Source organism: Streptomyces sp. NPDC060035, from assembly GCF_042736635.1.
Lineage (GTDB): Bacteria > Actinomycetota > Actinomycetes > Streptomycetales > Streptomycetaceae > Streptomyces.
Genome location: NZ_JBHWVO010000004.1, coordinates 314,186 through 335,840, shown reverse-complemented (window position 1 = coordinate 335,840; position 21,655 = coordinate 314,186). Strand labels below are relative to the sequence as shown.

General features: G+C 70.3%; 20 protein-coding genes, 2 pseudogenes and 1 riboswitch. Of the genes and pseudogenes, 10 read left to right on the top strand and 12 right to left on the bottom strand.

Features of this window, described 5'->3' with window-relative positions:
- Positions 1-18 precede the first annotated feature (18 nt).
- Positions 19-612, bottom strand: a complete 594-nt coding sequence (locus ACFWBQ_RS08735; protein WP_385485579.1) for a TetR/AcrR family transcriptional regulator — start codon at positions 610-612, stop codon at positions 19-21.
- A gap of 189 nt (positions 613-801) precedes the next feature.
- On the opposite strand from ACFWBQ_RS08735, the gene ACFWBQ_RS08730 reads away from it, so the two are divergent.
- Positions 802-2,703, top strand: coding sequence for a protein kinase (locus ACFWBQ_RS08730; protein WP_385485577.1), 1,902 nt, complete (start codon positions 802-804; stop codon positions 2,701-2,703).
- 188 nt (positions 2,704-2,891) lie between these two features.
- Here the strand turns inward: ACFWBQ_RS08730 and ACFWBQ_RS08725 are convergent, their stop codons facing one another.
- The gene (locus ACFWBQ_RS08725) at positions 2,892-3,707 is read right to left on the bottom strand and encodes an SAM-dependent methyltransferase (RefSeq protein WP_385485575.1); all 816 of its coding nucleotides are present in this window, start codon (positions 3,705-3,707) and stop codon (positions 2,892-2,894) included.
- Positions 3,708-4,241: 534 nt separating this feature from the next.
- Between ACFWBQ_RS08725 and ACFWBQ_RS08720 the strand changes: the two genes are divergently transcribed.
- The gene (locus ACFWBQ_RS08720; protein WP_385485573.1) at positions 4,242-5,717 is read left to right on the top strand and encodes a hypothetical protein; all 1,476 of its coding nucleotides are present in this window, start codon (positions 4,242-4,244) and stop codon (positions 5,715-5,717) included.
- A 64-nt stretch (positions 5,718-5,781) separates the two neighbouring features.
- Here ACFWBQ_RS08720 and ACFWBQ_RS08715 read toward each other — a convergent pair whose 3' ends face one another.
- Positions 5,782-7,677, bottom strand: a complete 1,896-nt coding sequence (locus ACFWBQ_RS08715) for an RICIN domain-containing protein (RefSeq protein ID WP_385485571.1) — start codon at positions 7,675-7,677, stop codon at positions 5,782-5,784.
- 340 nt (positions 7,678-8,017) lie between these two features.
- Here ACFWBQ_RS08715 and ACFWBQ_RS08710 point away from each other — a divergent pair, with 340 nt between their 5' ends.
- Positions 8,018-8,632 carry a TetR/AcrR family transcriptional regulator gene (locus ACFWBQ_RS08710; protein ID WP_385485752.1) on the top strand — a complete coding sequence of 205 codons (615 nt, stop codon included), beginning with the start codon at positions 8,018-8,020 and terminating at the stop codon, positions 8,630-8,632.
- Positions 8,633-8,989: 357 nt separating this feature from the next.
- Here the strand turns inward: ACFWBQ_RS08710 and ACFWBQ_RS08705 are convergent, their stop codons facing one another.
- On the bottom strand, positions 8,990-10,462 hold the full coding sequence (locus ACFWBQ_RS08705) for an MFS transporter (RefSeq protein ID WP_385485569.1): 1,473 nt from the start codon (positions 10,460-10,462) through the stop codon (positions 8,990-8,992).
- A gap of 186 nt (positions 10,463-10,648) precedes the next feature.
- Here ACFWBQ_RS08705 and ACFWBQ_RS08700 point away from each other — a divergent pair, with 186 nt between their 5' ends.
- Positions 10,649-11,380: a TetR/AcrR family transcriptional regulator gene (locus ACFWBQ_RS08700; RefSeq protein WP_385485567.1), complete on the top strand. Its 732-nt coding sequence runs from the start codon at positions 10,649-10,651 to the stop codon at positions 11,378-11,380.
- On the opposite strand, the gene ACFWBQ_RS08695 is transcribed toward ACFWBQ_RS08700, so the two are convergent.
- Complete coding sequence (locus ACFWBQ_RS08695; protein ID WP_385485565.1) at positions 11,263-11,898, bottom strand: potassium-transporting ATPase subunit C; 636 nt, start codon at positions 11,896-11,898, stop codon at positions 11,263-11,265. The two genes, ACFWBQ_RS08700 and ACFWBQ_RS08695, sit on opposite strands and share 118 nt — an antisense overlap.
- Before the next feature lie 19 nt (positions 11,899-11,917).
- Between ACFWBQ_RS08695 and ACFWBQ_RS08690 the strand changes: the two genes are divergently transcribed.
- The 3 genes from ACFWBQ_RS08690 to ACFWBQ_RS08680 all read left to right on the top strand — a co-directional run bounded on the left by ACFWBQ_RS08690 (position 11,918) and on the right by ACFWBQ_RS08680 (position 13,968).
- On the top strand, positions 11,918-12,646 hold the full coding sequence (locus tag ACFWBQ_RS08690) for a serine/threonine-protein kinase (protein WP_385485563.1): 729 nt from the start codon (positions 11,918-11,920) through the stop codon (positions 12,644-12,646).
- Between the two features lie 25 nt (positions 12,647-12,671).
- Positions 12,672-13,394: a hypothetical protein gene (locus ACFWBQ_RS08685; RefSeq protein WP_385485561.1), complete on the top strand. Its 723-nt coding sequence runs from the start codon at positions 12,672-12,674 to the stop codon at positions 13,392-13,394.
- Positions 13,395-13,515: 121 nt separating this feature from the next.
- On the top strand, positions 13,516-13,968 hold the full coding sequence (locus tag ACFWBQ_RS08680; protein ID WP_385485559.1) for a flavodoxin family protein: 453 nt from the start codon (positions 13,516-13,518) through the stop codon (positions 13,966-13,968).
- Between the two features lie 17 nt (positions 13,969-13,985).
- Here ACFWBQ_RS08680 and ACFWBQ_RS08675 read toward each other — a convergent pair whose 3' ends face one another.
- From ACFWBQ_RS08675 to ACFWBQ_RS08655, 5 genes are all read right to left on the bottom strand, one after another.
- Positions 13,986-14,366: a hypothetical protein gene (locus ACFWBQ_RS08675; RefSeq protein WP_385485557.1), complete on the bottom strand. Its 381-nt coding sequence runs from the start codon at positions 14,364-14,366 to the stop codon at positions 13,986-13,988.
- Positions 14,367-14,692: 326 nt separating this feature from the next.
- The gene (locus tag ACFWBQ_RS08670) at positions 14,693-16,633 is read right to left on the bottom strand and encodes an ABC transporter permease (protein WP_385485555.1); all 1,941 of its coding nucleotides are present in this window, start codon (positions 16,631-16,633) and stop codon (positions 14,693-14,695) included.
- Between the two features lie 30 nt (positions 16,634-16,663).
- Positions 16,664-17,443, bottom strand: coding sequence for a molybdate ABC transporter substrate-binding protein (gene modA / locus ACFWBQ_RS08665; protein ID WP_385485553.1), 780 nt, complete (start codon positions 17,441-17,443; stop codon positions 16,664-16,666).
- 54 nt (positions 17,444-17,497) lie between these two features.
- On the bottom strand, positions 17,498-17,893 hold the full coding sequence (locus ACFWBQ_RS08660) for a molybdopterin-binding protein (protein ID WP_385485551.1): 396 nt from the start codon (positions 17,891-17,893) through the stop codon (positions 17,498-17,500).
- A 150-nt stretch (positions 17,894-18,043) separates the two neighbouring features.
- Complete coding sequence (locus ACFWBQ_RS08655; protein ID WP_385485549.1) at positions 18,044-18,280, bottom strand: hypothetical protein; 237 nt, start codon at positions 18,278-18,280, stop codon at positions 18,044-18,046.
- Between the two features lie 355 nt (positions 18,281-18,635).
- A riboswitch (cyclic di-AMP (ydaO/yuaA leader) is annotated at positions 18,636-18,820 on the top strand.
- Between the two features lie 4 nt (positions 18,821-18,824).
- On the opposite strand from ACFWBQ_RS08655, the gene ACFWBQ_RS08650 reads away from it, so the two are divergent.
- Positions 18,825-19,694, top strand: coding sequence for a transglycosylase SLT domain-containing protein (locus tag ACFWBQ_RS08650; RefSeq protein ID WP_385485546.1), 870 nt, complete (start codon positions 18,825-18,827; stop codon positions 19,692-19,694).
- Positions 19,695-19,794: 100 nt separating this feature from the next.
- On the opposite strand, the pseudogene ACFWBQ_RS08645 reads toward ACFWBQ_RS08650, so the two are convergent.
- Positions 19,795-20,053, bottom strand: a pseudogene (locus ACFWBQ_RS08645) (response regulator transcription factor); the annotation flags it as partial.
- Between the two features lie 443 nt (positions 20,054-20,496).
- Here ACFWBQ_RS08645 and ACFWBQ_RS08640 point away from each other — a divergent pair.
- Both ACFWBQ_RS08640 and ACFWBQ_RS08635 read left to right on the top strand, forming a co-directional pair.
- Complete coding sequence (locus tag ACFWBQ_RS08640; protein ID WP_385485544.1) at positions 20,497-20,679, top strand: hypothetical protein; 183 nt, start codon at positions 20,497-20,499, stop codon at positions 20,677-20,679.
- Positions 20,680-20,716: 37 nt separating this feature from the next.
- Positions 20,717-21,283: a hypothetical protein gene (locus tag ACFWBQ_RS08635; RefSeq protein WP_385485542.1), complete on the top strand. Its 567-nt coding sequence runs from the start codon at positions 20,717-20,719 to the stop codon at positions 21,281-21,283.
- A gap of 77 nt (positions 21,284-21,360) precedes the next feature.
- Here ACFWBQ_RS08635 and ACFWBQ_RS08630 read toward each other — a convergent pair.
- Positions 21,361-21,474, bottom strand: a pseudogene (locus ACFWBQ_RS08630) (sugar isomerase); the annotation flags it as partial.
- Between the last annotated feature and the right edge of the window lie 181 nt (positions 21,475-21,655).

Here is a 21,655-nt window from a genome sequence, read left to right as displayed (position 1 = left end):
CCGGTGCCGGGGCGGGGCTCAGGGGCTGAGCGACCGCCAGATTCTCTCCGGCAGGATGCGCGCGGCCTGATCGAGGTCGGTGTCGTCGACGCCGGACAGCCAGCGGCGTGCGGTCGCGACGACAGGTCCCATGACCAGCGCCTCGACCAGGGGCACCGGCAGAGGGGCGAGTTCACCCGCTTCGACGTGCTGCCGCACCCAGGCGGCCAGTGGTGACAGCCTGGCCTCCTGGGCGTCACGGAGCTGTCTGGCCTGTGCCATCCCGAGCCGGTCGGCGTAGGAGGAGTGCAGGAGCCGGGCGGCGTCCGGGTGCTCCTGGATGAAGTCCAGATAGGCCCGCACGAGGGCGCGGACGCCGGTCCGGGCCGTGCGGGAACGCTCCACGGCTGCGGCCAGCTCGGTCAGGAGACGGCCGAGCCAGCGCAACAGCAGAGCATTCATGAGGCCGTCGACACTGCCGAAGTGGTGGTAGAGACTGCCGAGACTGACACCGCTCGCCTTGGTGAGGGCGCTGACGGTGATGCCGTGCTCGCCGGACTCGGCGTACACCTGGAGGGCGGCGTCCAGGAGACGGTCGGCAGTTTCCTCGCCGCGTTGTTGCTTGGGACTCATGGTGACCACCAGCGTAAACCCCCCGCGGTCACGTCCACGCCGATCAGAATTGGAATAGTTTTCTAGAAAGATCTTCCAATTCGGAGGATCGATGGTCCACACTGGTCCCCGTGCTCGGGCCTGTGTCGGCCCGTGCGGACCGGGGGAGCGCACGGACCGGCACGGGCCCGGCCGGTGAACGGGGAGAGCGTGGACGGGGAAGACGGGTTCGACCTCGCGGGCAGCGGTGCGGAGCCGCTGCGCGCACAGGACCCACGGCGGATCGGACCGATCCCTCTGGTGGGCCGGATCGGGGCCGGCGGCATGGGGCGGGTGTACCTCGGCGTCACGGGTGGCCGGTATGCCGCCGTCAAGCAGATGCTGGCGTCCGTCGTCGCCGAGGACGAAGGGTTCGTACGCCGCTTCGGGCAGGAGATGGACAACCTCGCACGGTTACCGGCCGAGGCGACCGCGCCTCTGCTCGCGAGCGACCGCACCGCCGAGCCGCCGTGGTTCGCCACCGCGTACGTGCCCGGGATCACCCTGGCCGAGGCCGTCGAACCTCAGGGCGGTCCTTCCCCGAGCTCTCCGCCGAGTTCGAGCGGGGGAGGGGCCATCCCGGCAGACGCGCTGTGGCTGTTGCTGCGGGAGGTGGCCGAGGGGCTGAAGCCGGTGCACGCGCTGGACATGGTGCACCGGGATCTGAAGCCGTCGAACGTCATGCTGACGCTCGACGGGGTCACCCTCATCGACTTCGGAATCGCCCGCGCCGCCGAGCAGAGCCAACTGACCCGGACCGGCCTGATCGTCGGCACACCCGCGTACATGTCGCCCGAACAGGCCACGGGCGCGAGGCGGCTGACTCCTGCCTCCGACGTGTTCGCACTGGGCCTGCTGGTGGGCTACGCGGCGAGCGGCCGCTGGCCGTTCGGGGACGGGGCCGAGGGCAGCCCGCTCTACCGCATCGTGCACGACGAGCCCGATCTGGCGCCGGTGCGCGAGCGCGACGCCCGGCTCGCCGAGGTCGTGGCGTCCTGCCTGGACAAGGACCCGGAGGGCCGCCCGACCGTCGCCGAGCTGGCCGAACTCGCCACGCAGCAGGGCTCGTCGGCCCCTGGCGGCTGGCCTGCGGCCGTCATGGACCAGCTGGTCCAACGCGCCGCCTTCGCCGCGAGGGTACCGAAGGGCATCGAGTCGTACGGTCCTGTCGCACCCGGGACCGTGCCGGCCCCGTCCGAGGGCGCGGGGGACACGTCGGGCACGGCAGGCGCGGGCGACTCGGAGGACGCACCTCACGCCGCACCCGACGCCCGGCCCCCGCGGCGTGAGCGCCGTCGTACCCGCATCCTGCTGGCCGTCGTGCCCGTCGTCGTGACCACCGTGGGGACGACACTCGCCATCCAGAACCTGCCGTACGCCACCGGCCCGGACCACGCGGCAGGCTCGACACCGTCCGTCTCGGTCACCGCGCCGGCCGACCCCACGCAGTCGTCCGGCGCGAGCGCCTCGGCCATGCCGACGTCTGTGAAGCCGAAGAAGCCGGAGGGGAAGGGCACGTCGTCGCCGGACGCCGGTGCGGGCAGCGGGGGTTCGGGAGGCGGGGCGCAGGACACGGCCGGAGGGGGCGACGGGCCCGGTGGTTCAGGTAGTTCCGGTAACTCCGGCAGTTCCAGCCCGGGCGGCGGTGGGTCGTCCGGCTCGGGTACGTCCGTTTCGAGCACGGGCGGTGGAGCCCCGGTGACGCCGCCCTCGTCGGGCGCCTTCCGATTGAAGAACGCCGACAACGGCTCGTGTCTGATCCAGGTGTACGGAGCCGCGGATGACGGCAACTGCACGGACCCGAGCGCCTCGTGGACCACCGTGAGCGCGGAGAACAACAGTTTCAAGGTCGTCAACGAACAGTCCCGCGCATGTCTCGTCGCCAACATGCTCGGTCAGGCCGTGTTCGTGGGTGACTGCACCCAGGGCGCCGCGCGCCTCTGGCGCTGGGGCTCGGGCGGCACCTTGAAGAGTGTCCCCAACGGCGGCTGCCTCGACCTGGCCTACGGCGGTGGTGTGGCGACGACGACGTGCGCGTCCGGGAAGGCGTCCCAGAACTGGCGGAAGTCGTAGCCCCCGCACTCCGTCGGCCGCAGCAGAACCGTCTCGTAGGCCGGCCGACGCTGAGGGGCAACTCGACGTAGGACACGAGCGCCCCGGAACCGGACTCAGCCGGCACGGGGCGCACGCCTGCGATGTCAGGCCGGGGCGGTGTACGAGACGAAACCTGTCCACTCGGTGGGGGCATCGGACAGGAAGGACTACAGCTTGCGTCCCACTGCCACGTAGCCCGCGCTGACGATGTCATCCTGGCCGGGGATCGGCTCACCGAGCTCGGGATGCCACGCTTCGGCAGCCACGATGCCGGGCTCGACGATCTCGAGTCCGTCGAAGAACGCGGCGAACTGGGCGCGGTTGCGCGGTGCCAGCGTGAGGGTGTTGGCCTTGTACATCTCGTCGACCTTGCGTGCCGCCTCCGGGTGGAAGTCGGCGGTGAGGTGTGAGATCACCACATAGCTGCCCGGCGCCAGCACGTCGGTCAGCCGGCTCACCAGCTCGTAGGCGCCGCCCTCATCACTCACGAAATGAAGCAGTGAGATCAACGAAAGCGCGACCGGCCGGCTGAGGTCCAGTGTCCTGCCGGAGTGTTCGAGGATGGAATCGACGTCCCGTGCGTCGGCCTGCACGTAGTCGATGGTGCCCTCCGGCGTGCCGCTCAGCAGGGCTTCGGCGTGCGCCAGCACGATCGGGTCGTTGTCGCAGTAGACGACTCGCGTGGCGGGTGCGGCCTGCTGGGCCACCTGGTGAAGGTTGGGCTCGGTGGGTATCCCCGTACCGATGTCGAGGAACTGCCGGATGCCCTGGTCCGACAGCCAGCGGGTGGCACGGTGCATGAAGGCCCGGTTCACCTTCGCCATCACCGGCACGCTGGGTTCGACGGCAAGCATCTGCCGGCCCATCGCCTCGTCCACCGGGTAGTTGTCCTTGCCGCCGAGGAACCAGTCGTACATCCGCGCGGGATGTGGCTTGCTGGTGTCGATGTGCAGTGCGGTGCCGTTGTTCTCCGGTCGGGACATTGCGAACTCCAGGGGGCGTGAAGCTTTGGATAATCAGTTCGCCCCAAGAATAGGGAACTTGAGCGCCGGGGAGCGCCGTCGCAGGCCGGCAGGCCCATCGGCCGTACTCCCGGCGGCCTCCCGCCGCAGAGGGCCGGCGATCACCGCGTCGGCTTCGTGCGGGAAGGCTGCAACACGTTCTTCATGCCCTGTGCATGGTCCGGGGGACGGACCTCACGCGATGATCGGCAGCACCTCGGGGGGAGGTCTCCGCCCGTCCCGCAGAGCTCTCGGAGGAGCTTCACCGATGTCCGGCCGCCGTCGCTTCATCGCCGGTTCCCCTGCCACCCTGGCACCGGCGGCCGCACCGTCGCCGGTTCCGGGTCAGCCGCGCTCGCCGCGGCTCCGGCTCCGGTGCGGCAGCCGACGGGTGCGGCGGGCTGCCGCAGGCAGAGTGACGCCGGTGCGACGCGGGCCTCGGCGTGGGGCGACGACCGGCTGCTGTTCACCTCGACAACCGCACGACGACCAGCAGGATGGAATGGAGCCACCACCATGCCCTCGACCACCGGGCGTTCCGGCGTACGGCGTCTCGCAGCACCCGCAGCTCTGCTCGCCGCAGCGCTCCTGATGTCCGGCACACCGGCCACGGCCGGCACCGCGGTCCCGGCTGCCGTCGCCACGTCGGTACCACCGGCCCATCCGTACGCGGGTCCGCCCGGAACCGCCACCATGCACGGTGACACCGGCTCCTCCGACACCACCCCCCTCGCCGGCCCCGGCGCCGGAAGCCTCTCCGGCAAGCTGAACGGGCTGCTGTCCGCCTGCCCCACCGTCCTCATCGGGTCCGACGACTACCCCGTAGCGCTGTGCACGCCGATTCTGGGCCAGGTGCCCACCGTCCATCTCCTCGATCCGCACACCGGCGCCTCCCTCACCTCGCTCAAACTGACCAAGGGCTCGCTGCTCGGCGGCGTCTACGCCTACATCGACCACGAGGACCGGCTCGTCGTCGTCGACGGCAGTCGCTCCCTGCTGCGGATCGGACACCGTCGGGACGCGGCCGGCTTCTGGCGTCTGGCCGTCGACAGCAGCCTCCCGCTCGGCTCGGCCGTGCCGGGGAACGATGCCGTCACCGGGCTTTCGCCGGACTGGCAGGGGCGTGTCTGGTTCGCCACGGGTGGCGGTGTGGTCGGCACCGCGGACGACAGGACCGGGACGGTGAGGTCCGTGGCGCTCCCCGCCGGCGAGCGGATCGCCAACAGCATCTCGACCGCACCGCAGGGCACCGCCGTGACCACCACCCACGCCACCTACCTGCTCACGGCGTCCACCGACGGCACTCCGCAGATCTCCTGGCGGCAGGCGTACGACCGGGGCCAGGCCCGTAAGCCCGGCCTGCTGAGCTGGGGCAGCGGTTCCACGCCCACCTTCTTCGGACCCACCGACGGTACGGACTACCTGACGATGGTCGACAACGCCGACACGTCGGTCCGGCTGAAGGTCTACCGCACGTCGAGCGGCGAAACCGTCTGCTCGGTCCCGGTGCTGCTCGCATCGAGCGGCCCCGGCAGCGAGAACTCCCCTGTCGGCGCGGACCGCAGCGTCTTCGTCGCCGGCACCTACGGCTATCCCTACCCCGCCGTGCCCGAGGGCGCGGGCGACAGCGTGCCCGCATCGGCACCCTTCGCAGGCGGACTGAGCAGGGTGGACGTCCGGGCCGACGGCAGCGGCTGCGACCTGGTCTGGGACAACGAGCTGCGCTCCGCCGCCGTACCGAAACTCTCCACCGCGGACGGGAAACTGCATACAGTGCTGCGGGACCCGGTCATTCCCGGAACCAAGGGGACCAGCCTGCTCGACCCCTACCGCTATGCGCAGATCGACCCGGCCACGGGAGAGGTCCTGCGCAGCAGACTGATCGGTGTCGGCGCCCTGTACGACACCCTGCAGATGGCCGGCACCGTCGCGCCGGACGGCGCCTACCTGCAGGGCACGGTCACCGGCATCCTGCGGATCACCGCAGGCTGAGGGAACGCTGAAGCGTCAGGGCCCGGTCCCGCCGGACCGGGCCCTGCGCGATCGGGTCGCCGCGTCAGCGGCTCAGGGTGAACGCCTGGGCCGGGGTTCCGGTGCACGCCTGCTGAGACAACGCGGCACCGTTGGCGGCGGAAGAGCCGTTCACGGTCAGGCACTTGCCGCTGTGGCGCGCGATGAAGCGGTACCGGCCGCCGTCCGGGCCGACGGGTTCGGGCCGCCACTGCTGGTTGGTGCCCCCTTCGTAGGACCAGAGGTGGACCTTGGTGCCGTCAGCGGTGGCCCCGGTGCCGCCGTCGACATCCCAGACCTTGGCGTTGTGCTGGTTGACGACCTGGTGGTTTCCGTCGCCGGTCGGCCGGAACTGCCAGCTCTGGTTGGCGCCGGTGCCGCAAGCCCACTGCTGGAGCCCGGTGCCGTTGGCGAAGCCCCAGTCGGCGGCGTCGAGGCATGCGCCGCTGGTGCTCCTGACCTGGTACCAGGCGCTCGGGTCGATGGAGCCGACGGGCGGTTCGGTTGTCCCGCCGTTGCCGTTCCACACGAAGGTGGCGACGGCGCCGGCCGGGAGGGTGTAGGCGAGGGACTTGCCGTTGTCCGTCACGGAGAAGCGCTGGGCGCCGGCCGCGGTGTTGACGACGTAGGCGGCGCGGGTGCCGTCGGGGTTCTGGAAGGCGACGTTCTGGACGCCTCCGGCGCCCTGGCTGGTGGAGCCGATGCGGGTGGCGCCGGGCTTGATGAACTTGGTGACATGGCCGAGGACGTAGTACTCGGCGTTGCGGCTGACGGTGCCGTTCGCGATGTCGACGACGCCGTTGCACCGGTTGGTGCAGTGTCCCTGGTGGGGGCCGCCGTTCTGGTCGAGGGCGAGGTTCCAGTTGACGACCGTCTCGCCGCCGTTGCGCATGTTCTGCACGACGAGGTTCTCCGCGTGCCACTGGAGGGTGTCGCGGAAGGTCGTGCCCGGGTCGGCGCTCTCGGTCCCGGAGCACTCGGTGAAGAAGACACGCTTGCCCGCGTCGACCACCTGCTGCTGTGCCGCGGGCGCGCCGCCGTAGCAGTGGAAGGCCGCGCCGATCACACGGCCGATGCCCTGGGTGGCGTTGAAGACCTCGACCGGGTAGTTCGGGTGGTCCCAGTTGTGGTCATAGGCCAGGAGGTTGGTGGGCAGGCCGGCCGAGGTGAGGGTGCGGTCGAGCACCTTGAAGAAGTCGGCCTGCTGCGACGACGTCATGCTCATGGACGGGTAACTCGTGGCGAACTCGGGCTCGTTCTGCACGGTCAGGTCCGTCAGGGTGATGCCCTCCTGGCCGTACGCCCTGATCGAGTCGACCAGGTAGTCGGCGTACGCCTGGTAGTGCTCGGTCCTGAGGCTGCCGCCGTTGAGGGAGTTGCCGGTCTTCATCCACGCGGGCGGGGACCAGGGCGAGCCCATGAAGCGGATGGAGGAGTTGATCGCGGTGGCCTGCTTGAGGACCGGGATGATCTCGCTCCTGTCCCGGTCGATGGAGAAGGCGCCGGGGGTGTCCTCGTAGGTGTAGAAGTCGCCGGTGGCGTTGAAGTCGGTGCTGCCGAGCGGCTGGCGCAGGTAGTTGAGCCCGATGCCGTCACCGTTGGCGGAGAACAGTGACGTCATCAGCTCGGCGCGCTTGGCCTGCGGAAGGCTCTGGATGAGGCGGGCGGATGCTCCGGTGACGGAGGCGCCCGCGCCGGTGAACTTCTGGCCCTTGCTGTCGCCGTCGATCCGTATGTCGACGGACTGGGGTGGGTCGGTGAAGGGGACACTGCCCTGGGCGGCCAGCTTCTTGCTGCCGTCGGCCGTGGTGACCCACACCTGGGCGGTCGGGTCGGCGGCCTGCGCTGTGCCGGTGCCGGTGAGGCCGAGTCCTGCTGCGGCCAGAACGAGGGCGGCGCCTGCGGCACGTGCCCGCGGGCGGAGGGGGCTGCGAGGTGGCATGGTGCGGCTCTCCTTCGGTCGGTACCTGACGGGGTGGTGCGGCCGGCCGTCGCACCCCGGCGCCGGTCGCGGGGGTGAGCGGACCGGTCCCGCCGGAGCGGCTCCCGGTCGGCAGGTGCGAGGGTGCGCGTAAGGAGGCCATGAGCGTCCTTCCCGCCATGACGTCGGCCTTTCGTGGGGGTGACGGCGACATAGAAGCACACTCACTAAGTGGTTAGTAAGTACTCTGTCGGGGCTTTCCTCAAGGCGTGAAGATCGCTGCGAGGCCGGCGGCCGGGCTTAGGCTGTGCCGGTGAGCAACCAGCCAGTGGGCGGACCGGCGCGTCCGGCGAAGCCCCGTATTCCGCGCAGTCCGGAAGCCCGGCAGCGGCAGCGGGACATCCTGCACATCGCGACGGACACCTTCGCCGCGCGTGGCTACAACAACGCCTCACTCGCAGAGATCGCGGACCGGGCCGGCCTGACCCAGGCAGGCGTGCTGCACTACTTCCGTTCCAAGGCGCTCCTGCTCACCAGCGTCCTCGAACTGCGCGACCAGACGGACATCGAGCAGCTCGGGGCCGACCGGCCCCACGGCCTGGAGTTCCTGCACCATCTGGTCGACACCGCGCTGCGCAATGCCGAACGGGAAGGGATCGTCCGGCTCTACGCCGTACTGTCGGCCGAATCCGTCACCGACGACCACCCGGCGCAGGCCTACTTCCGCGACCGCTACAGCGGACTGCGCGTGTTCGTCGCCGACGCCCTGCGCGAGGCGTGCGACCTTCCCGAACGCGACGCGGCAAAGGCCGAGAACGCGGCGAACGCCATCATCGCTGTCATGGACGGCCTCCAGGTGCAGTGGCTTCTCGCACCCGACGCCGTGAACATGACGGCCTCGACCGAGCTCGTGGTCACCTCACTGCTGACGGCTCTCGCGCCAGGCAGGTTCGGCCCCGCCGCCGGAAGCGCGTAGCCCTGTCCCTGCGTGAACGGGCTGGGCGCTCCCGCATCGCCGCGTCGGCTGCTGGAGTGCCCAACGGGCCACTGGGCAACGCACGGCAGTGCACGCTGATCGCTGATGGCCGGCAACGTTGCCGACAGTATGGGCCGGTGGTATTGCGCCACCGGCCCGCTGAGCCTCCTGCGTGCGGGAAAGCAGCCGAGCTGCGCGGTGGCCGCGAAGCGCCGCATCCAGGAGCCGTCGTCACGTGTGTGCCGAGACGTGAGTTCACCACGTCGCGTGGTGGAGCAGGCTGGTGAGGGCGCAGCAGAAGACGGTTCACGGCCGGCGACGGGGGAGAAACCGGCCATGAACCGTCAGGGGGAGACATCAGCCGCTGCTGCGCGTTCCGACCTCGTCGATGGCCGGGCTCGGCGCCTCGACCACGGGCCGGGGCGCGGGAGCTCCCGGCTTCCTCAGGGTGAAGGCGAGGAGGCCGCCGATGATCGAGGCCGCGCCGCCTGCCCACATCGCGGTGCGCAGTCCGCCGGCGACGTCCGCGACCGCCGGGGCGTCCCCGGAAAGGCCGGCGGTCGCCAGGGCGACAAGCAGCGCAAGGCCCGCGGCGCCGCCGATCTGCTGAGACGTGGAGGCGAGTGCGGAGGCGATTCCCGCTTCCTGCGGGGCGACCCCGGAAGCGGCGCAGACGAACATGGCCGGGAAGGTGACGCCGCCGCCGACTCCCCAGATGATCAGGCCGGGGGCGAGGGCCCAGAAGGACGCGCCCGTGGACATGGAGATGGCCAGTACGACCATTCCGACGCCGTTGACGAACATGCCGGCGAAGAGCGTGGCCCGCGGGCCCCACGTGCCGAGCAGCGCGCCGGCCAGCTTCAGCGAGGCGACCATCGAGATGATCGTCAGCGGTACGAAGGCGAGCCCGGCTTCCAGTGCGTCGTACCTAAGCACGCCCTGCAGGTAGTTGGTGAAAATGTAGTACGAGCCGCCGAGGGCGCTCTGGAAGACCAGAATGATCAGAATCGCCGTTACCAGGCTGCGATTGCTGAACAGACCCATGGGGACCAGCGGGCTCCTGGTCCGGTTCTCGACCAGGATGAGGACCGCGAGGATCACGACACCGGCGACGATCGAGCCCGCGCCGCGCACGGAGTCCCAGCCGGCCTCCGGTCCGCTGACCAGGCCGAGCACGAGCAGTGAGGATCCGGCGGTCGCGAGGATGGCGCCGAAGACGTCGAAGCCGCCCCGGTCGCCGGTCGCGCGTTCGTCGGCTGCGAGGGTGCCTGTTGCTACGGCGGCTGCGACGAGTGCCAGCGGGACGAGGACGAACAGCACCCATTCCCAGCCCCATGCCTCGGTGAGTACACCGCCGAGCAGCGCGCCGGCAGCCAGACCACCGCTGCCACAGGCGCCCCAGACGGCGAGAGCCTTGGTGCGCTCGGGGCCTTCGGCGAAGCGGGTGTTGATCAGGGTGAGGGTGGCGGGCGTGAGCAGCGCTGCGCCGAAGCCCTGGATCGCACGAGCGGTGACCAGGAGTTCAGGGCTCTTGGCGAAGCCTCCGAGGAGGCAGGAGAGGCCGAAGATCACGAGGCCGAGGACGAACATACGGCGGGCGCCGAGGCGGTCGACCACCCGGCCGCCGAAGAGCAGGAATCCACCGAAGGCCACGGCGTAGGCGCTGACCACCCACTGCAGGGACTGGGGGGTGAAGCCGAGTGCACCGCCGATCTCCGGAAGCGCAACGAACACGATGTTGTAGTCGACGGCGACGATGAACTGGGCTAACGCCAGCAGGGCGAGCAGGGACCCGGTCCGTCGCTGGGTCCGGGTGACGGTATCAACCACGACTTGGCTTCCTTGATCACTTGGGTGACTGGGCACGAGCGGGTGGGCAGCCCGGGGGTTTCGGAGGACCTGGGCAGGACCCCGATGATCCGAGCTCGATGAAGCTCTCCGAACGCCTCCATGTTGCTACACGGCGTTCAATGTCTGCACGGCGTACTGTGACTCAACGCTGTTAGGCTGTCAAACATGGGAGAAGAGACGCAGAGCCGGAGAGCCCGTCTGAGGACGGAGACCACGTCCGAGATCAAGACGATTGCCCTCAAGCACATGGCGGTCGGCGGCCCGGCCTCCATCTCGCTGCGGGCCATCGCCCGTGAGATGGGCATGACGGCAGGTGCCATCTACAGCTACTTCACCAGCCGCGACGACCTCATCACCGCGCTCACGGCCGATGTCTACGAATCGCTGGCGAACGTGCTCGAGGCGGCGCACGAGGGGGTGCCGTCGGGCAGTGCCACCGAAAAGGTGCTCGCCCACGCGCATGCCTACCGGACGTGGGCCATCGCCCACCCCGAGGAGTTCCGCCTCGTCTACGGGGATCCGGTGCCCGGCTACACGCCCCCCGAGGCCGGCGCCGCGCAGGAGGCGGAGCACCGGCTGTGCGCGGTGCTCCTCGGTCTGGTCGCGGCCGCATGGCCCCGGGCGGCCGCGACCCGGGCAGGCTGCGACTACGAGTGGTCCGACTTCCGGCCCGGCCTGGTCGCCATGGCCCGGGAGTCCTTCCCGGACCTGCCGCCCGCGGCTGTAGCGCTCTGCCTGCGCGTGTGGAGCCGGATGCACGGGCTCCTCGCGCTGGAGGTCTACGGACACCTGCGCCACCAGGTCGTGGATCCCGCGAAGTTGTACGAGACCGACATGCGCGACCTGATCCGCACGCTGGGGCTCGCGTCGCCGGAGGAAAATCCGGTGACCGCCTGACGGCGGGGCGGTGCCCTCGGGCGCCGACCGGCTCCTCGGATCAGGTCGACCGACTTCTTCCGCTCCTGGCTTGTGTACACCGGGATGCCCTCGGGCCCGGTGGCCGCGACGGGGGAGACGTGCGGGTCGAGACCGGAGCCGGAGGAGGTGACGGCGTCCGCCGGGTACGTCCGCGCGGCCCGGCCGGTAGCCGTGTTGTCGCCGGCAACAGCCTTGTCGGAGTCCTTCACCCACCGGCTGAGCTCCTCGTTGTCCCCGGCCCGGTTGGTGGCGCCGGAGAGGATCAGCGAGCACCGCGTATGGACGCTGTTGGAGCCCAGGCCGCCCGAGGGGCATGGCTGGAACCTCTTCAGGTCCGGCCGGACGGCCTCGGCGGCTTTGTCCGGATCACCTCCTGCAGGTTGTAGGTCTGCCCGATCGGCTCCGAACCCACCACCTTGCCCCCGGAGGTGACCTCGGAACCGTCGGCCTTGCGGTGCCCTGGCGCCGTCCGGTCTCCTGTGGTTGATTCGGCCCATCGGCGGCGAGGGGGCAGGTGTGGTCGCGCAGTATTTCGGGGACTACGTGGTGGAGCGGGAGCTCGGCAGCGGCGGAATGGGGTCGGTCTATCTCGGCCGCTCCCCGTCCGGACGGGCCGTCGCCATCAAGGTCATCAGGGCCGAGTACGCCGAGGCCCCGCAGTTCCGTGCCCGGTTCCACAAGGAAATCGAAGCGGCCCGCCGGGTCGGCGGGTTCCACACCGCGGCCGTGGTCGACGCCGACCCCGACGCGCCCCGGCCGTGGATGGCGAGCGCCTACATCAAGGGGCCGACACTCGCGGAGGAAGTGGCCGGGCGAGGCCCGCTGGACGAGGCCCGGCTGCGCTCGCTGGGTGCCGCGCTGGCCGAGGCCCTCAAGGCGATCCATGCCTGCGACCTGGTGCACCGGGACCTGAAGCCCGGCAACATCGTGCTGGCCGAGGACGGCCCGCGCGTACTGGACTTCGGGATCGCCCAAGCACTGCAGGACACCCGCCTGACCGATCCCGGCATGGTGATCGGCACCTACGGGTTCATGGCACCGGAGCAGGCCACGGGCGGCCGGATCGGCCCGCGGTGCGATGTGTTCGCGCTGGGGGCCGTACTGGTCGCGGCGGCGGGCGGAGACGCCTTCGGCCCGGGACAGCCGGCCCAGTTGCTGTACCGGGTCGTGCACGCGGACCCCCGTCTCCGAAGTGCCTCCGGCCCTGCGGCCACTGGTCCTCGCCTGCCTGCGCAAGGACCCTGAACTACGGTCTACGCCGACGCAGTTGATGCACGAGATCGTTGCGCACGGTGCCGAAGGCGATCGTGGTGCCCCCGTCACGCCGGCCCCGTTCCACGAGCGGACGACCGCTGCCGCCGATCCCGTACCGGCGCCACCCGCACACCCCGTCAACGCCCCCGCACCCGCGCGCCCGCCCACCCGCCCGGCACCCGACTCCCGCGGACGCGCCCGAGGCGGGCAGGCTCAGCAGCCGGTTCCCGTCGCCATGTACCGGCGCACCCGCGCCGGGCGGGTCACCCTGGTGCTCTGGAACCTTCTGGCGACTCTCCTGCTGGTGCTGGCCGTTGTCGTCAGCGCCCAGTGGCTGCACACCGAGGTCCTCACCGTTCTGAGCCTGATCGCGGCTGTCCTGCAGGTGCTGCGCACCCTGGGCACGACGGGCGACCGCAACGGCTTCGATCTCGACAACGACGGCATCACCATGGCCTACACGGGCCGCCAGTTCACCCTGCTCTGGGCGGACATCAAGGGCATCGAGGTCGACGGAGCGGGCGGACGCACCTGGATCACCGTCAGACAGCATCCCCATGCACTCCCGATCCGCGCGTGGCTGCTGCCACGCTGGATCCGGCGGGAGCCGGACAACGGGTTCCGCTTCCGGACCGACTGGACGCGCCCGGTCAGCGACACGGCCGAGCTGAACAGCGCCCTTCGCGCGCACTCGGCCCGTCGCGCCATCCCCTTCTCAGGGACCCGTCCCGGCGGCTAGGGGAGGGCACCGCCGGGTACCTACCGGATCCGTACCGCCCGCCACGTCCAGCCGGAGGAGCGTGAGCGCCGACGCGTGCCCCGCTTGCGGTCGAAGGTCCGGGGCGGCATGGTTCCTGGGTGTGGCCACTCTGCTGATCGTGCATCACACACCCTCGCCGAACTGTCAGGCGCTGTTCGAAGCCGTCGTCTCCGGTGCGACAACGGAGGAGATCGAAGGGGTCAGGGTCGAACGGCGCGCGGCGCTCTCCGCCACCGCGTCCGACGTGCTCTCCGCCGATGGTTACCTGCTCGGCACCCCGGCGAACCTCGGCTACATGTCCGGTGCGCTCAAGCACTTCTTCGACCAGGTCTACTACCCGTGCCTGGATTCGACGCGCGGCCGGCCCTTCGGCTACTACGTGCACGGCGGCAGTGACGTCACCGGCGCCCTGCGGGGCATGGAGTCGATCACGACCGGTCTGGGCTGGCGCCGTGCGGCCGACGCCGTGACGGTGACGGGCGAGCCGGGCAAGGCCGACATCGAGGCGTGCTGGGAACTGGGAGCGACCGTTGCCGCCGGCCTGATGGGCTGAGGTGGGCGACGTCCCTCTCAGACGGTGCCGAGTTCGGATATGAGGTCCGGGTCACGCATGCCGGGCAGGACATACCCTTCCCCCTCGTCCCACGGGACGTCGAGGTCGTCCATGTGCACGTGCCACTCGGAGTGCCCGAGAGCACGGCGCAGCTCGGTCAAGGAGTCGAGCACATGGGCGATCACCGGCAACAACCGGCCCGGATCGCGCGGCATCTTGGTGGAGCCGACGAGAAGGTACTCCGGCTCGTCGTTGCGGTCCGCGTACACGAACAGGCTCTCCTCGTCGTCGTACGGGAAGGAGCCCAGGTGCGCGGCGACGATGCGCTCGACGGCGGCCGTCTCGGATCCGGTCAATGGATCTGCGCGGCGCGCGTCGTAGTACAGGCTGACGCTCATGGCGCGAGAATAGGACAGGGGTCCGACAACGCCGTGCGGCTGTCCCGCCCACGCGGTCAGCTCCGTGGTCCGAGCACGAGCGCGTAGTCCCGCTGCGGCGCCGAACGCAACCGGCAGTGCGGGCAACCCATTCGGCCTTCGCCGAGCCGGCCCGTGATCCGGTGGGGACCGATGTGAGGGGGGTCCCCCGTGCGCAATGACTCGAATCGTCCGTCCATCCACGCTTCGGCCCCCGGCAGGTGCGGTCCGCTGCACCGGACCTGGGGCTGTGTCAGTACCGACCGGTTCCCGCACAGGATGGGACATCAGCACCGGGCAGTCACGGATCACAGCCGCACGACGGTCACCTCGGTGGCCTTGATGCCCGTCCACACCGCCACTCCCTCGGCGAGCCCGAGCTCGGCCGCTGCCTGTGGGGTGATCTCCGCGACGAGGTCGGGTGCGTGCTGCGAAGTGATCAGGAGCCGCAGTCGGCTGCCGCCGGACGTGATTTCCCGGATGGTGCCCTGCCAGACGTTACGGGGGCTGCCGCTCGGCCTGTCGCGGTGTACGGATACGGCCTCGGGGCCGATGACCGCGAGTGCGGGTGTGCCTGCGGGCAGAGGGTCCGCAGTGACGAGGTGGCCCCCGTCGGAGAGCTGGAGGCCCTCGGCGGTGGCCGTGCCGGGCCAGGCGTTGCGGCCGAGCATCCGGGCGACCCAGGGGGAGCGGGGATGCCGGGTGACCTCGTGGGGCGGTGCGTCCTGCAGGGCGCGGCCCTCGTCGAGTACGAGGACCCGGTCGGCCAACGAGACGGCCTCGACGGGATCGTGCGTGACGATCAGGCAGACACCGCCGAAGGTGGCGAGGTGGGTGCGCAGGGTGTGCCGTACCTGCGCACGGGTGGTCTGGTCCAGCGCGGCGAGGGGTTCGTCCAGGAGCAGGAGCCGGGGGCGGGCTGCCAGCGCCCGGGCCAGGGCGATGCGCTGGGCCTGCCCGCCGGAGACCTGTGACGGTTTGCGGGCGGCGAGGTGGCCCACGCCGAGACGATCGAGCCACTGCTGGGCGCTGCGCCTGGCCTCGGTCCGAGGCATGCCGGCCGAGCGCAGGCCGTACGCCGTGTTGGCCAGCGCCGACAGGTGGGGGAAGAGGGCGCCGTCCTGGGGGACCCAGGCGACGCCGCGCTTGTGCGGGGGCAGGCTGCCCGCGTCGGTGTCCCCGAGGCGCAGTTCCGCGTGGGCGCGTGGGGTGAGGCCGAGCAGGGCGCGCAGCAGGGTTGTCTTGCCCGCACCGTTGGGTCCGACGACGGCGATGGTGGTGCCCGGCGCCGCTTCGAGGGTGAGCTCGTTGAAACCGGTGACCTCGGCCCGCAGCGGCCACCTCTCCTCGGGGGCGGGCCAAGCGGCTTCTGTCCGGGGCGGCTGCGCGTCGGCAGGTGCCGTGTCCGCATCCCGCTCCGGTCGGGGCGGGGCTGTCGCGGCGCGAGGGGCGCCGGTCCAGCGGCCGCGCAGCGCGACGAGGACCGCCATGGCGATGGCGAGCAGGAGCAGCGATACGGAAGTGGCCGCCTCGGGGGAGTCCTGGAGAAGCAGATACACCTGGAGGGGCAGGGTCTGGGTGGTGCCCGGGAGGTTGCCGGCGAAGGTGATGGTCGCGCCGAACTCGCCCAGGGCCCGCGCCCAGGTCAGAGCGGCGCCCGCGGCAAGCCCCGGGGCGACCATGGGCAGGGTGACGGTGAAGAAGACCCGCACGGGCGAGGCGCCCAGAGACGCGGCTGTCTCCTCGTAGCGCGGGTGCAGGCCGCCCAGTGCCCCCTCCAGGCTGATGATCAGGAACGGCATCGCGACGAACGTCGCGGCGAGGACCGCGCCGGAGGTGTGGAAGGGCAGCGTGATGCCGAAGGTGTCCTCCAGCCAGGGGCCGAGGAGACCACGTCGGCCGAACGCGAGAAGCAGGGCGACACCGCCGACGGTCGGCGGCAGCACCATGGGCAGGAGCACGAGGGAACGGACGAAGGCCTTGCCGGGGAAGTCGACGCGGGCCAGCAGCCAGGCCAGCGGCACGCCCAGCAGGAGGGAGAGCCCGAGTGCCCAGGCGGAGACGAGCAGCGACAGCCGCAGCGCCTGTGTGGTGCCGGGGCTGGTCAGATGGGAGCCCAGTTCGCTCCAGGACGTGCGTACGAGGATGCCGGCCAGCGGCAGCATCAGGAACACGACGGCGAGCAGCGCGGGAACTGCCAGGGCGAGGGGTGTACGGGCGCCCGGTGGACGGCTGCTGAGCTGCTTCATCGCGTTCCCTGGGCTTGACGTGCCGGCCGGCTACGGCCGCTGGAAGCCCGCGTCCTGGAAGATCTTCTGTGCCTCGGGAGTGGACAGCCAGGAGACGAACGCGGCTGCGGCCTTGCTGTTCTTCGAAGTCTTCAGCGCCGCGGCCGGGTAGGAGGCGATCGCGTTCTGCGTGTCGGGAATCTCGATCGCGTCGACCTTGTCGGTGGCCGAGGCGGCATCCGTCCGGTAGACGAGGCCGGCGTCGGCCTCGCCGAGCCCGACCTTGCTCAGGACGGCGCGGACGTTGGGCTCCTGGGAGACCGGCTTCACGTCGATCTTCTGTGCCGCCAGGATCTGCCTGCTGTAGCGGCCGACGGGGACTTCGGGTGCGGCGAGGACGACCTTGAGCCGGGTGTCGGCGAGGTCCCCGAGGTTCTCGATCCCCTCGGGGTTGCCCTCGCCGGTGGCGATGACGAGGCGGTTCCTGGCAACCACCGTCGCGGTACCCGTGTCCGCCTTCAGGCCGTCCATCGTCCTGGTGTCGGCGGTGACCAGGGCATCGGCGGGCGCGCCCTGCTCGACCTGGGCGGCGAGCTCCTGCGAGCCGGCGAAGGAGAACGTCACCTCGGTCCCGGGGTGCTCCTTCTCGTACGCGGCACCGGCGGTTTTGAAGACGTCGGTGAGCGAGGAGGCGGCGAGCACGGTCAGTTCGGTCTTCGCGGCACCGGAGTCGTTCTGCTCCTCGTCGCTGCCGCATGCGGCCGTCGCGGCGAGCAGTGCCGCGGTCAGGACCGCGGCACTGGCACGGCGTCCTGTGAAGGGGAGGGACATGAGGGTGGGACTCCTTCGGAGGTGGCGGCGGCCTGCCCGGCTGCCGGCCGCCGGTCAGGTGCGGTCGATGTGTACGCTGGTCGATTTCACCCGGGCAGTGGCCTGCATGCCGACCTCAAGTCCCAGCTCCTCCACGGCTTCTCGGGTGAGGAGCGAGACGAGCCGGTGCGGGCCGGCCTGGATGTCGACCTGAGCCGCGACGTCGCCGAGCTTGACCGCGGTGACGATGCCGGGGAAGGCGTTCCGGGCCGAGGTGTAGGGGACCTCTTCCTCGGTGGTTCCGGCCTGGGCGACCTCGATCGAGAACGCGGCCAGATCGCGGCCGTCGATGAGGCGTCGGCCGCCTTCGTCGCGATGGGTGGCGACCCTGCCGGCATCCGCCCAGCGGCGCGCGGTGTCCGGGCTGACGCCGAGCAGACGCGCCGCCTGTCCGATGGTGTAGGACTGCATGTGCCACACCCTAGGTTCGCTGAGCTCGTATTTACAACCTTTTGGGTGAAGCTACATGGCAGATGCGTTCCTCCTTGGAGGAATGGTGTTCCCGTCGGGACGTGTGGGGTGCGGCTGTCAGCAGGACCAGGGCAGCGCCCGGTCCGGTGCTCAGTGCGGCCGCCAGGTGAGCTTGCCGCCGCCCACCCATCGCACCGTGGCGGGGTCATCGAGGTCATGGACCGTGATCCCGGCCGCGACGGCGAGGAAGAGCACGTCCGTCATGGCCGTCGCCCTGCCGACGATTTCCCCGTTGATCTCCACGATGCGGAAGGGCGGATCTCCTGGCTGAACGGCCAGGACCGTGATCGGCGGGTTCGAGGGGTGAGGGTTCGGGCTTTCGGTCATGCACAGATCTGTTCCACGCGGACGCCCGTGATATGCCCCTGAACAGAACTAATGAGCTGTATGCCCGATTTAGTCGTTTTTAGGGATTGATCCCGTCATTCATAAGGGCCATTTCGTGCGGCCTGTGAACTTTCGGCACAGAACAAATCGCCCTTATCGGACTCCGTGACCAGGGTCACCTCCCGCGCCGGCGACGTCGTGAGGCGTCGGCCGGTTCCCTTCTGCGCCAAGAAAATTGGCTGCGCGGTGTGGGGTCGATTACACGAATTTCCGTGAATCGATCTTGTAAATGAATTGTGATCACCAATTCGGGGCTTGTTCCTTTCGGTATTTCTCGCTTACGGTCACCCTCAATCCGGATGGAACGCCGAATCCTGCCGCCGTCCGGGAACCCGACCACTCACGTACGGCAGGAGCGGGGGACCCAGGTAAGCGCCGATCCGGTATCCGGATCGGCTCGGGGTGAAGTCGCATTCACGTGCGGCCGGGCATCTCCAGCCCGAACCCGACAGCTCACTTCGCAGGCGGCGGAGAGGAATTCACCATGCCCGAAAAGGGTAAGCACCGTCGTTCCAGGACCAGTTCGCTGACCCGCGGCATCATCGCCGTGAGCACGGGCGGAGTCGCCCTGGCCCTCCCCGTGATCGGTGCGACCGGAGCCTTCGCGGCACCGGCACAGTCGGTCGCCGTCGAAAAGGCGTCGACGTCGACTGCCGCGTCCGGAAAGGGAATTGCCGCGCAGAAGTCCGCGCCTGTCACCTATTCCGTGATCTTGGGCGATTCTCTTTCCAAGATCGCACGCGGACATTCCGTGAGCGGTGGCTGGCAGGAGCTGTACAAGGACAATCGCGCGGCTGTCGGTGACAACCCCGACCTGATTCGCCCCGGTCTGAAGCTGACCATTGGCGCCAAGGCCGGGAACAAGGCGGCGGACAAGGCCGCAACGGCGAGCAAGGCCGATTCCAAGGCCTCCGGCGCCTCGGACCGTGCCGAGAAGAGCGCCGACCGCGCGGACCGTTCGGAGCGCACGAGCACGCCGGTCGCCGCGAAGGGCGCACCCGCCGCCGCTCCTGCGGCCCAGCCGGCCACGTACACGAACGACCTCGACGGCTGGATCAAGGAGTCGCTGGCGGTCATGGCCGAGCACGGCATCCCCGGCAGCTACGACGGCATCCACCGCAACGTCATGCGTGAGTCCTCGGGCAACCCGATGGCCATCAACAACTGGGACTCGAACGCCGTCGCAGGTATCCCGTCCAAGGGTCTTCTGCAGGTCATCGACCCGACCTTCCAGGCCTACCACGTGGCCGGTACGTCGACGGACAGCTACGACCCGGTCGCCAACATCACGGCCGCGTGCAACTACGCCGCCGACCGGTACGGCTCGATCGACAACGTCTTCGGGGCCTACTGACGCACGGCTGTGTGACAGCGGAGCAACGTCGACGGGTGGTGCGGGTTCGGACGAACCCGCACCACCCGTCGTCCGTTTCCGGCCTCCTGCGCCGGTCCTGCGACTTCAGGTGGTGCAGCACCGCGAGGACCCGACGGCTGTACTCCGTGGTGCTCGGCAGCTCCAGCTTGTCGAACACGGAGCCGCTGCTTCTCGACCGAACTCAGCGACAGGTGCAGCTGCTGCGCGATGGCCGCGTTGGTGCGGCCCTGTGCCAGCTCCAGCTCCTGCAGGACCGTGCGCTCCCGGGGCGTCAGCCCGGCCGGCGGATCGCTGTGGGTACTGCGGAGCACCAACTGCCGTACGACTTCGGGGTCGAGCTCGTCCGGGACCACCCAGGATGTCCACGAGATCGGCCGCCCAGCCGGCAACACCGTCCGCGGGTTCCCGGGGAAGGGCAAGCAGTACGTGATCCATGAGCGGTCTCCCGGCCGACGGCATGAGACGCGCGGGGTCCGCCACGCCTCTCCGGAAACGCCAGGGAGCGCAGCGCTGCGCCGGTACGAGGGTTGCCGTCGTGCTCGGTGCGATTCACCGCACAGGGCGCCCTGCGGGTTCCCGCAGGGTGGAGACGGAGTGCCGGGCCGTCGGGCCGGGGACCGGGCGGACCGCCGCAGCGCCGTTCGACGGGCACGCGGGGAAGACCTATGAGCTGACGGGCCCGCGCCCCGTACGCCCCGGGAACGCGCCGAGGTGCTCGGCGAGTCGGTCCGCTTTCATCGAGCAGACCCGTGACGAGGCACAACCGCAGATGCTGTTGTTCATGCCGGAGTCCGTGGTCGCCACCACGTCGGCCGTCCTCGGTGAGCCCACCCCTGCCGAGCAGCGGATCGGCCCGACATCGAGCAGGTCCTCGGCCTCGCGCCCCGTGGCTTCGCCGACCGGGTACGAGCGCGATGTCGCCGCCTTCCGGCAGTGCGCCTCGGCGCCGGGTGAACCGCGGTGACTGGTCTCGTACAGCTTCGTCGTCCATACTGCCCGCCGTGGAGCAGCGCATAGATTCGAACACCAAGCCCGAGTTCGCCGCGGGAACAGACCCGGCGTACATCCCCGGCCTGACGGCCCCTGCCCCCGCGCGGACGGAGGGGGAAGCGGAGAAGGCGCCGGAGGAGTCCGACGTGCTCGAGGAGAGCGCCGCCGAGGACGATTCCGCGGCTGTCGCCGATGAGGCGGCGGCGCCGCAGGACACGCAGCCGAAGCCTGACGACGCGGAGGTACGGGAGGAGTCCGACGAGGCGCCGGAAGAGACGGAGGCGTCGGAAGAGGCGGATGGCCCGGTCTTCGAGGTCAGCGACCGGCGCGGATCCATCAGGGTGGCCCGCGAGGGTGTCCGGTTCCGGCTGGACGACCAGGAGGCGGAGTTCGACTGGGCGGAGATCGGTGCGGTCGAGGTCAAGACCGCCCGCTTCGGGCGCCGGTTCACCGTCACGGTCCATCTGTCGAGCCGCAGGTGGTTCAACGCCGAGGTCGAGGCCGCTGCCAGGAGCAGTCTCAAGGAGTGGACGGCGGAACTCGACGCTGCCCTGGACACCTACTTCGAAGAGGCCTGACCGCGGCCTTCGGGCCGTGCACCGGGCGGATCACTCGCCCGGCGCGCGGTCCGTTGTCGTGCGGAACGGGCTTCGGCGGCCCCGCCGAGGACTACTGACGGGGTCAGGCGGCGGGGTAGGCCGGGGCCGGGGCCGAGGCCGCCGGCCGCCGCACGGGCGATCGCCAGGCGCTGGACCCGGACCAGCTCGGCCGGCTGCGAACTCTGCGGCAGGACGCCGCCATTCCGGCCGGCCGGCTGTCCCGGTCCCTACAGGGACACGACCGGGCTGCGCGTCCGCTGCTGCTCGCTTGCGTCCGGGCCGGCTAGGGAGGACCGGGCCCAGGTGCAAGAAATCTTTGCGTGCTTGTTCAATTCTGCTGACTACATGGGG

What these genes read in the sequence shown, in the direction of transcription:
- ACFWBQ_RS08715 (WP_385485571.1), bottom strand. Translation starts at nt 7,677, where the DNA reads ATGCCACCTCGCAGCCCCCTCCGCCCGCGGGCACGTGCCGCAGGCGCC.
- ACFWBQ_RS08700 (WP_385485567.1), top strand. Translation starts at nt 10,649, where the DNA reads ATGGGAGAAGAGACGCAGAGCCGGAGAGCCCGTCTGAGGACGGAGACC.
- ACFWBQ_RS08735 (WP_385485579.1), bottom strand. Translation starts at nt 612, where the DNA reads ATGAGTCCCAAGCAACAACGCGGCGAGGAAACTGCCGACCGTCTCCTG.
- ACFWBQ_RS08660 (WP_385485551.1), bottom strand. Translation starts at nt 17,893, where the DNA reads ATGCAGTCCTACACCATCGGACAGGCGGCGCGTCTGCTCGGCGTCAGC.
- ACFWBQ_RS08675 (WP_385485557.1), bottom strand. Translation starts at nt 14,366, where the DNA reads ATGAGCGTCAGCCTGTACTACGACGCGCGCCGCGCAGATCCATTGACC.
- ACFWBQ_RS08720 (WP_385485573.1), top strand. Translation starts at nt 4,242, where the DNA reads ATGCCCTCGACCACCGGGCGTTCCGGCGTACGGCGTCTCGCAGCACCC.
- modA (WP_385485553.1), bottom strand. Translation starts at nt 17,443, where the DNA reads ATGTCCCTCCCCTTCACAGGACGCCGTGCCAGTGCCGCGGTCCTGACC.
- ACFWBQ_RS08685 (WP_385485561.1), top strand. Translation starts at nt 12,672, where the DNA reads ATGCACGAGATCGTTGCGCACGGTGCCGAAGGCGATCGTGGTGCCCCC.
- ACFWBQ_RS08655 (WP_385485549.1), bottom strand. Translation starts at nt 18,280, where the DNA reads ATGACCGAAAGCCCGAACCCTCACCCCTCGAACCCGCCGATCACGGTC.
- ACFWBQ_RS08640 (WP_385485544.1), top strand. Translation starts at nt 20,497, where the DNA reads ATGCCGGAGTCCGTGGTCGCCACCACGTCGGCCGTCCTCGGTGAGCCC.
- ACFWBQ_RS08650 (WP_385485546.1), top strand. Translation starts at nt 18,825, where the DNA reads ATGCCCGAAAAGGGTAAGCACCGTCGTTCCAGGACCAGTTCGCTGACC.
- ACFWBQ_RS08695 (WP_385485565.1), bottom strand. Translation starts at nt 11,898, where the DNA reads ATGGGCCGAATCAACCACAGGAGACCGGACGGCGCCAGGGCACCGCAA.
- ACFWBQ_RS08670 (WP_385485555.1), bottom strand. Translation starts at nt 16,633, where the DNA reads ATGAAGCAGCTCAGCAGCCGTCCACCGGGCGCCCGTACACCCCTCGCC.
- ACFWBQ_RS08725 (WP_385485575.1), bottom strand. Translation starts at nt 3,707, where the DNA reads ATGTCCCGACCGGAGAACAACGGCACCGCACTGCACATCGACACCAGC.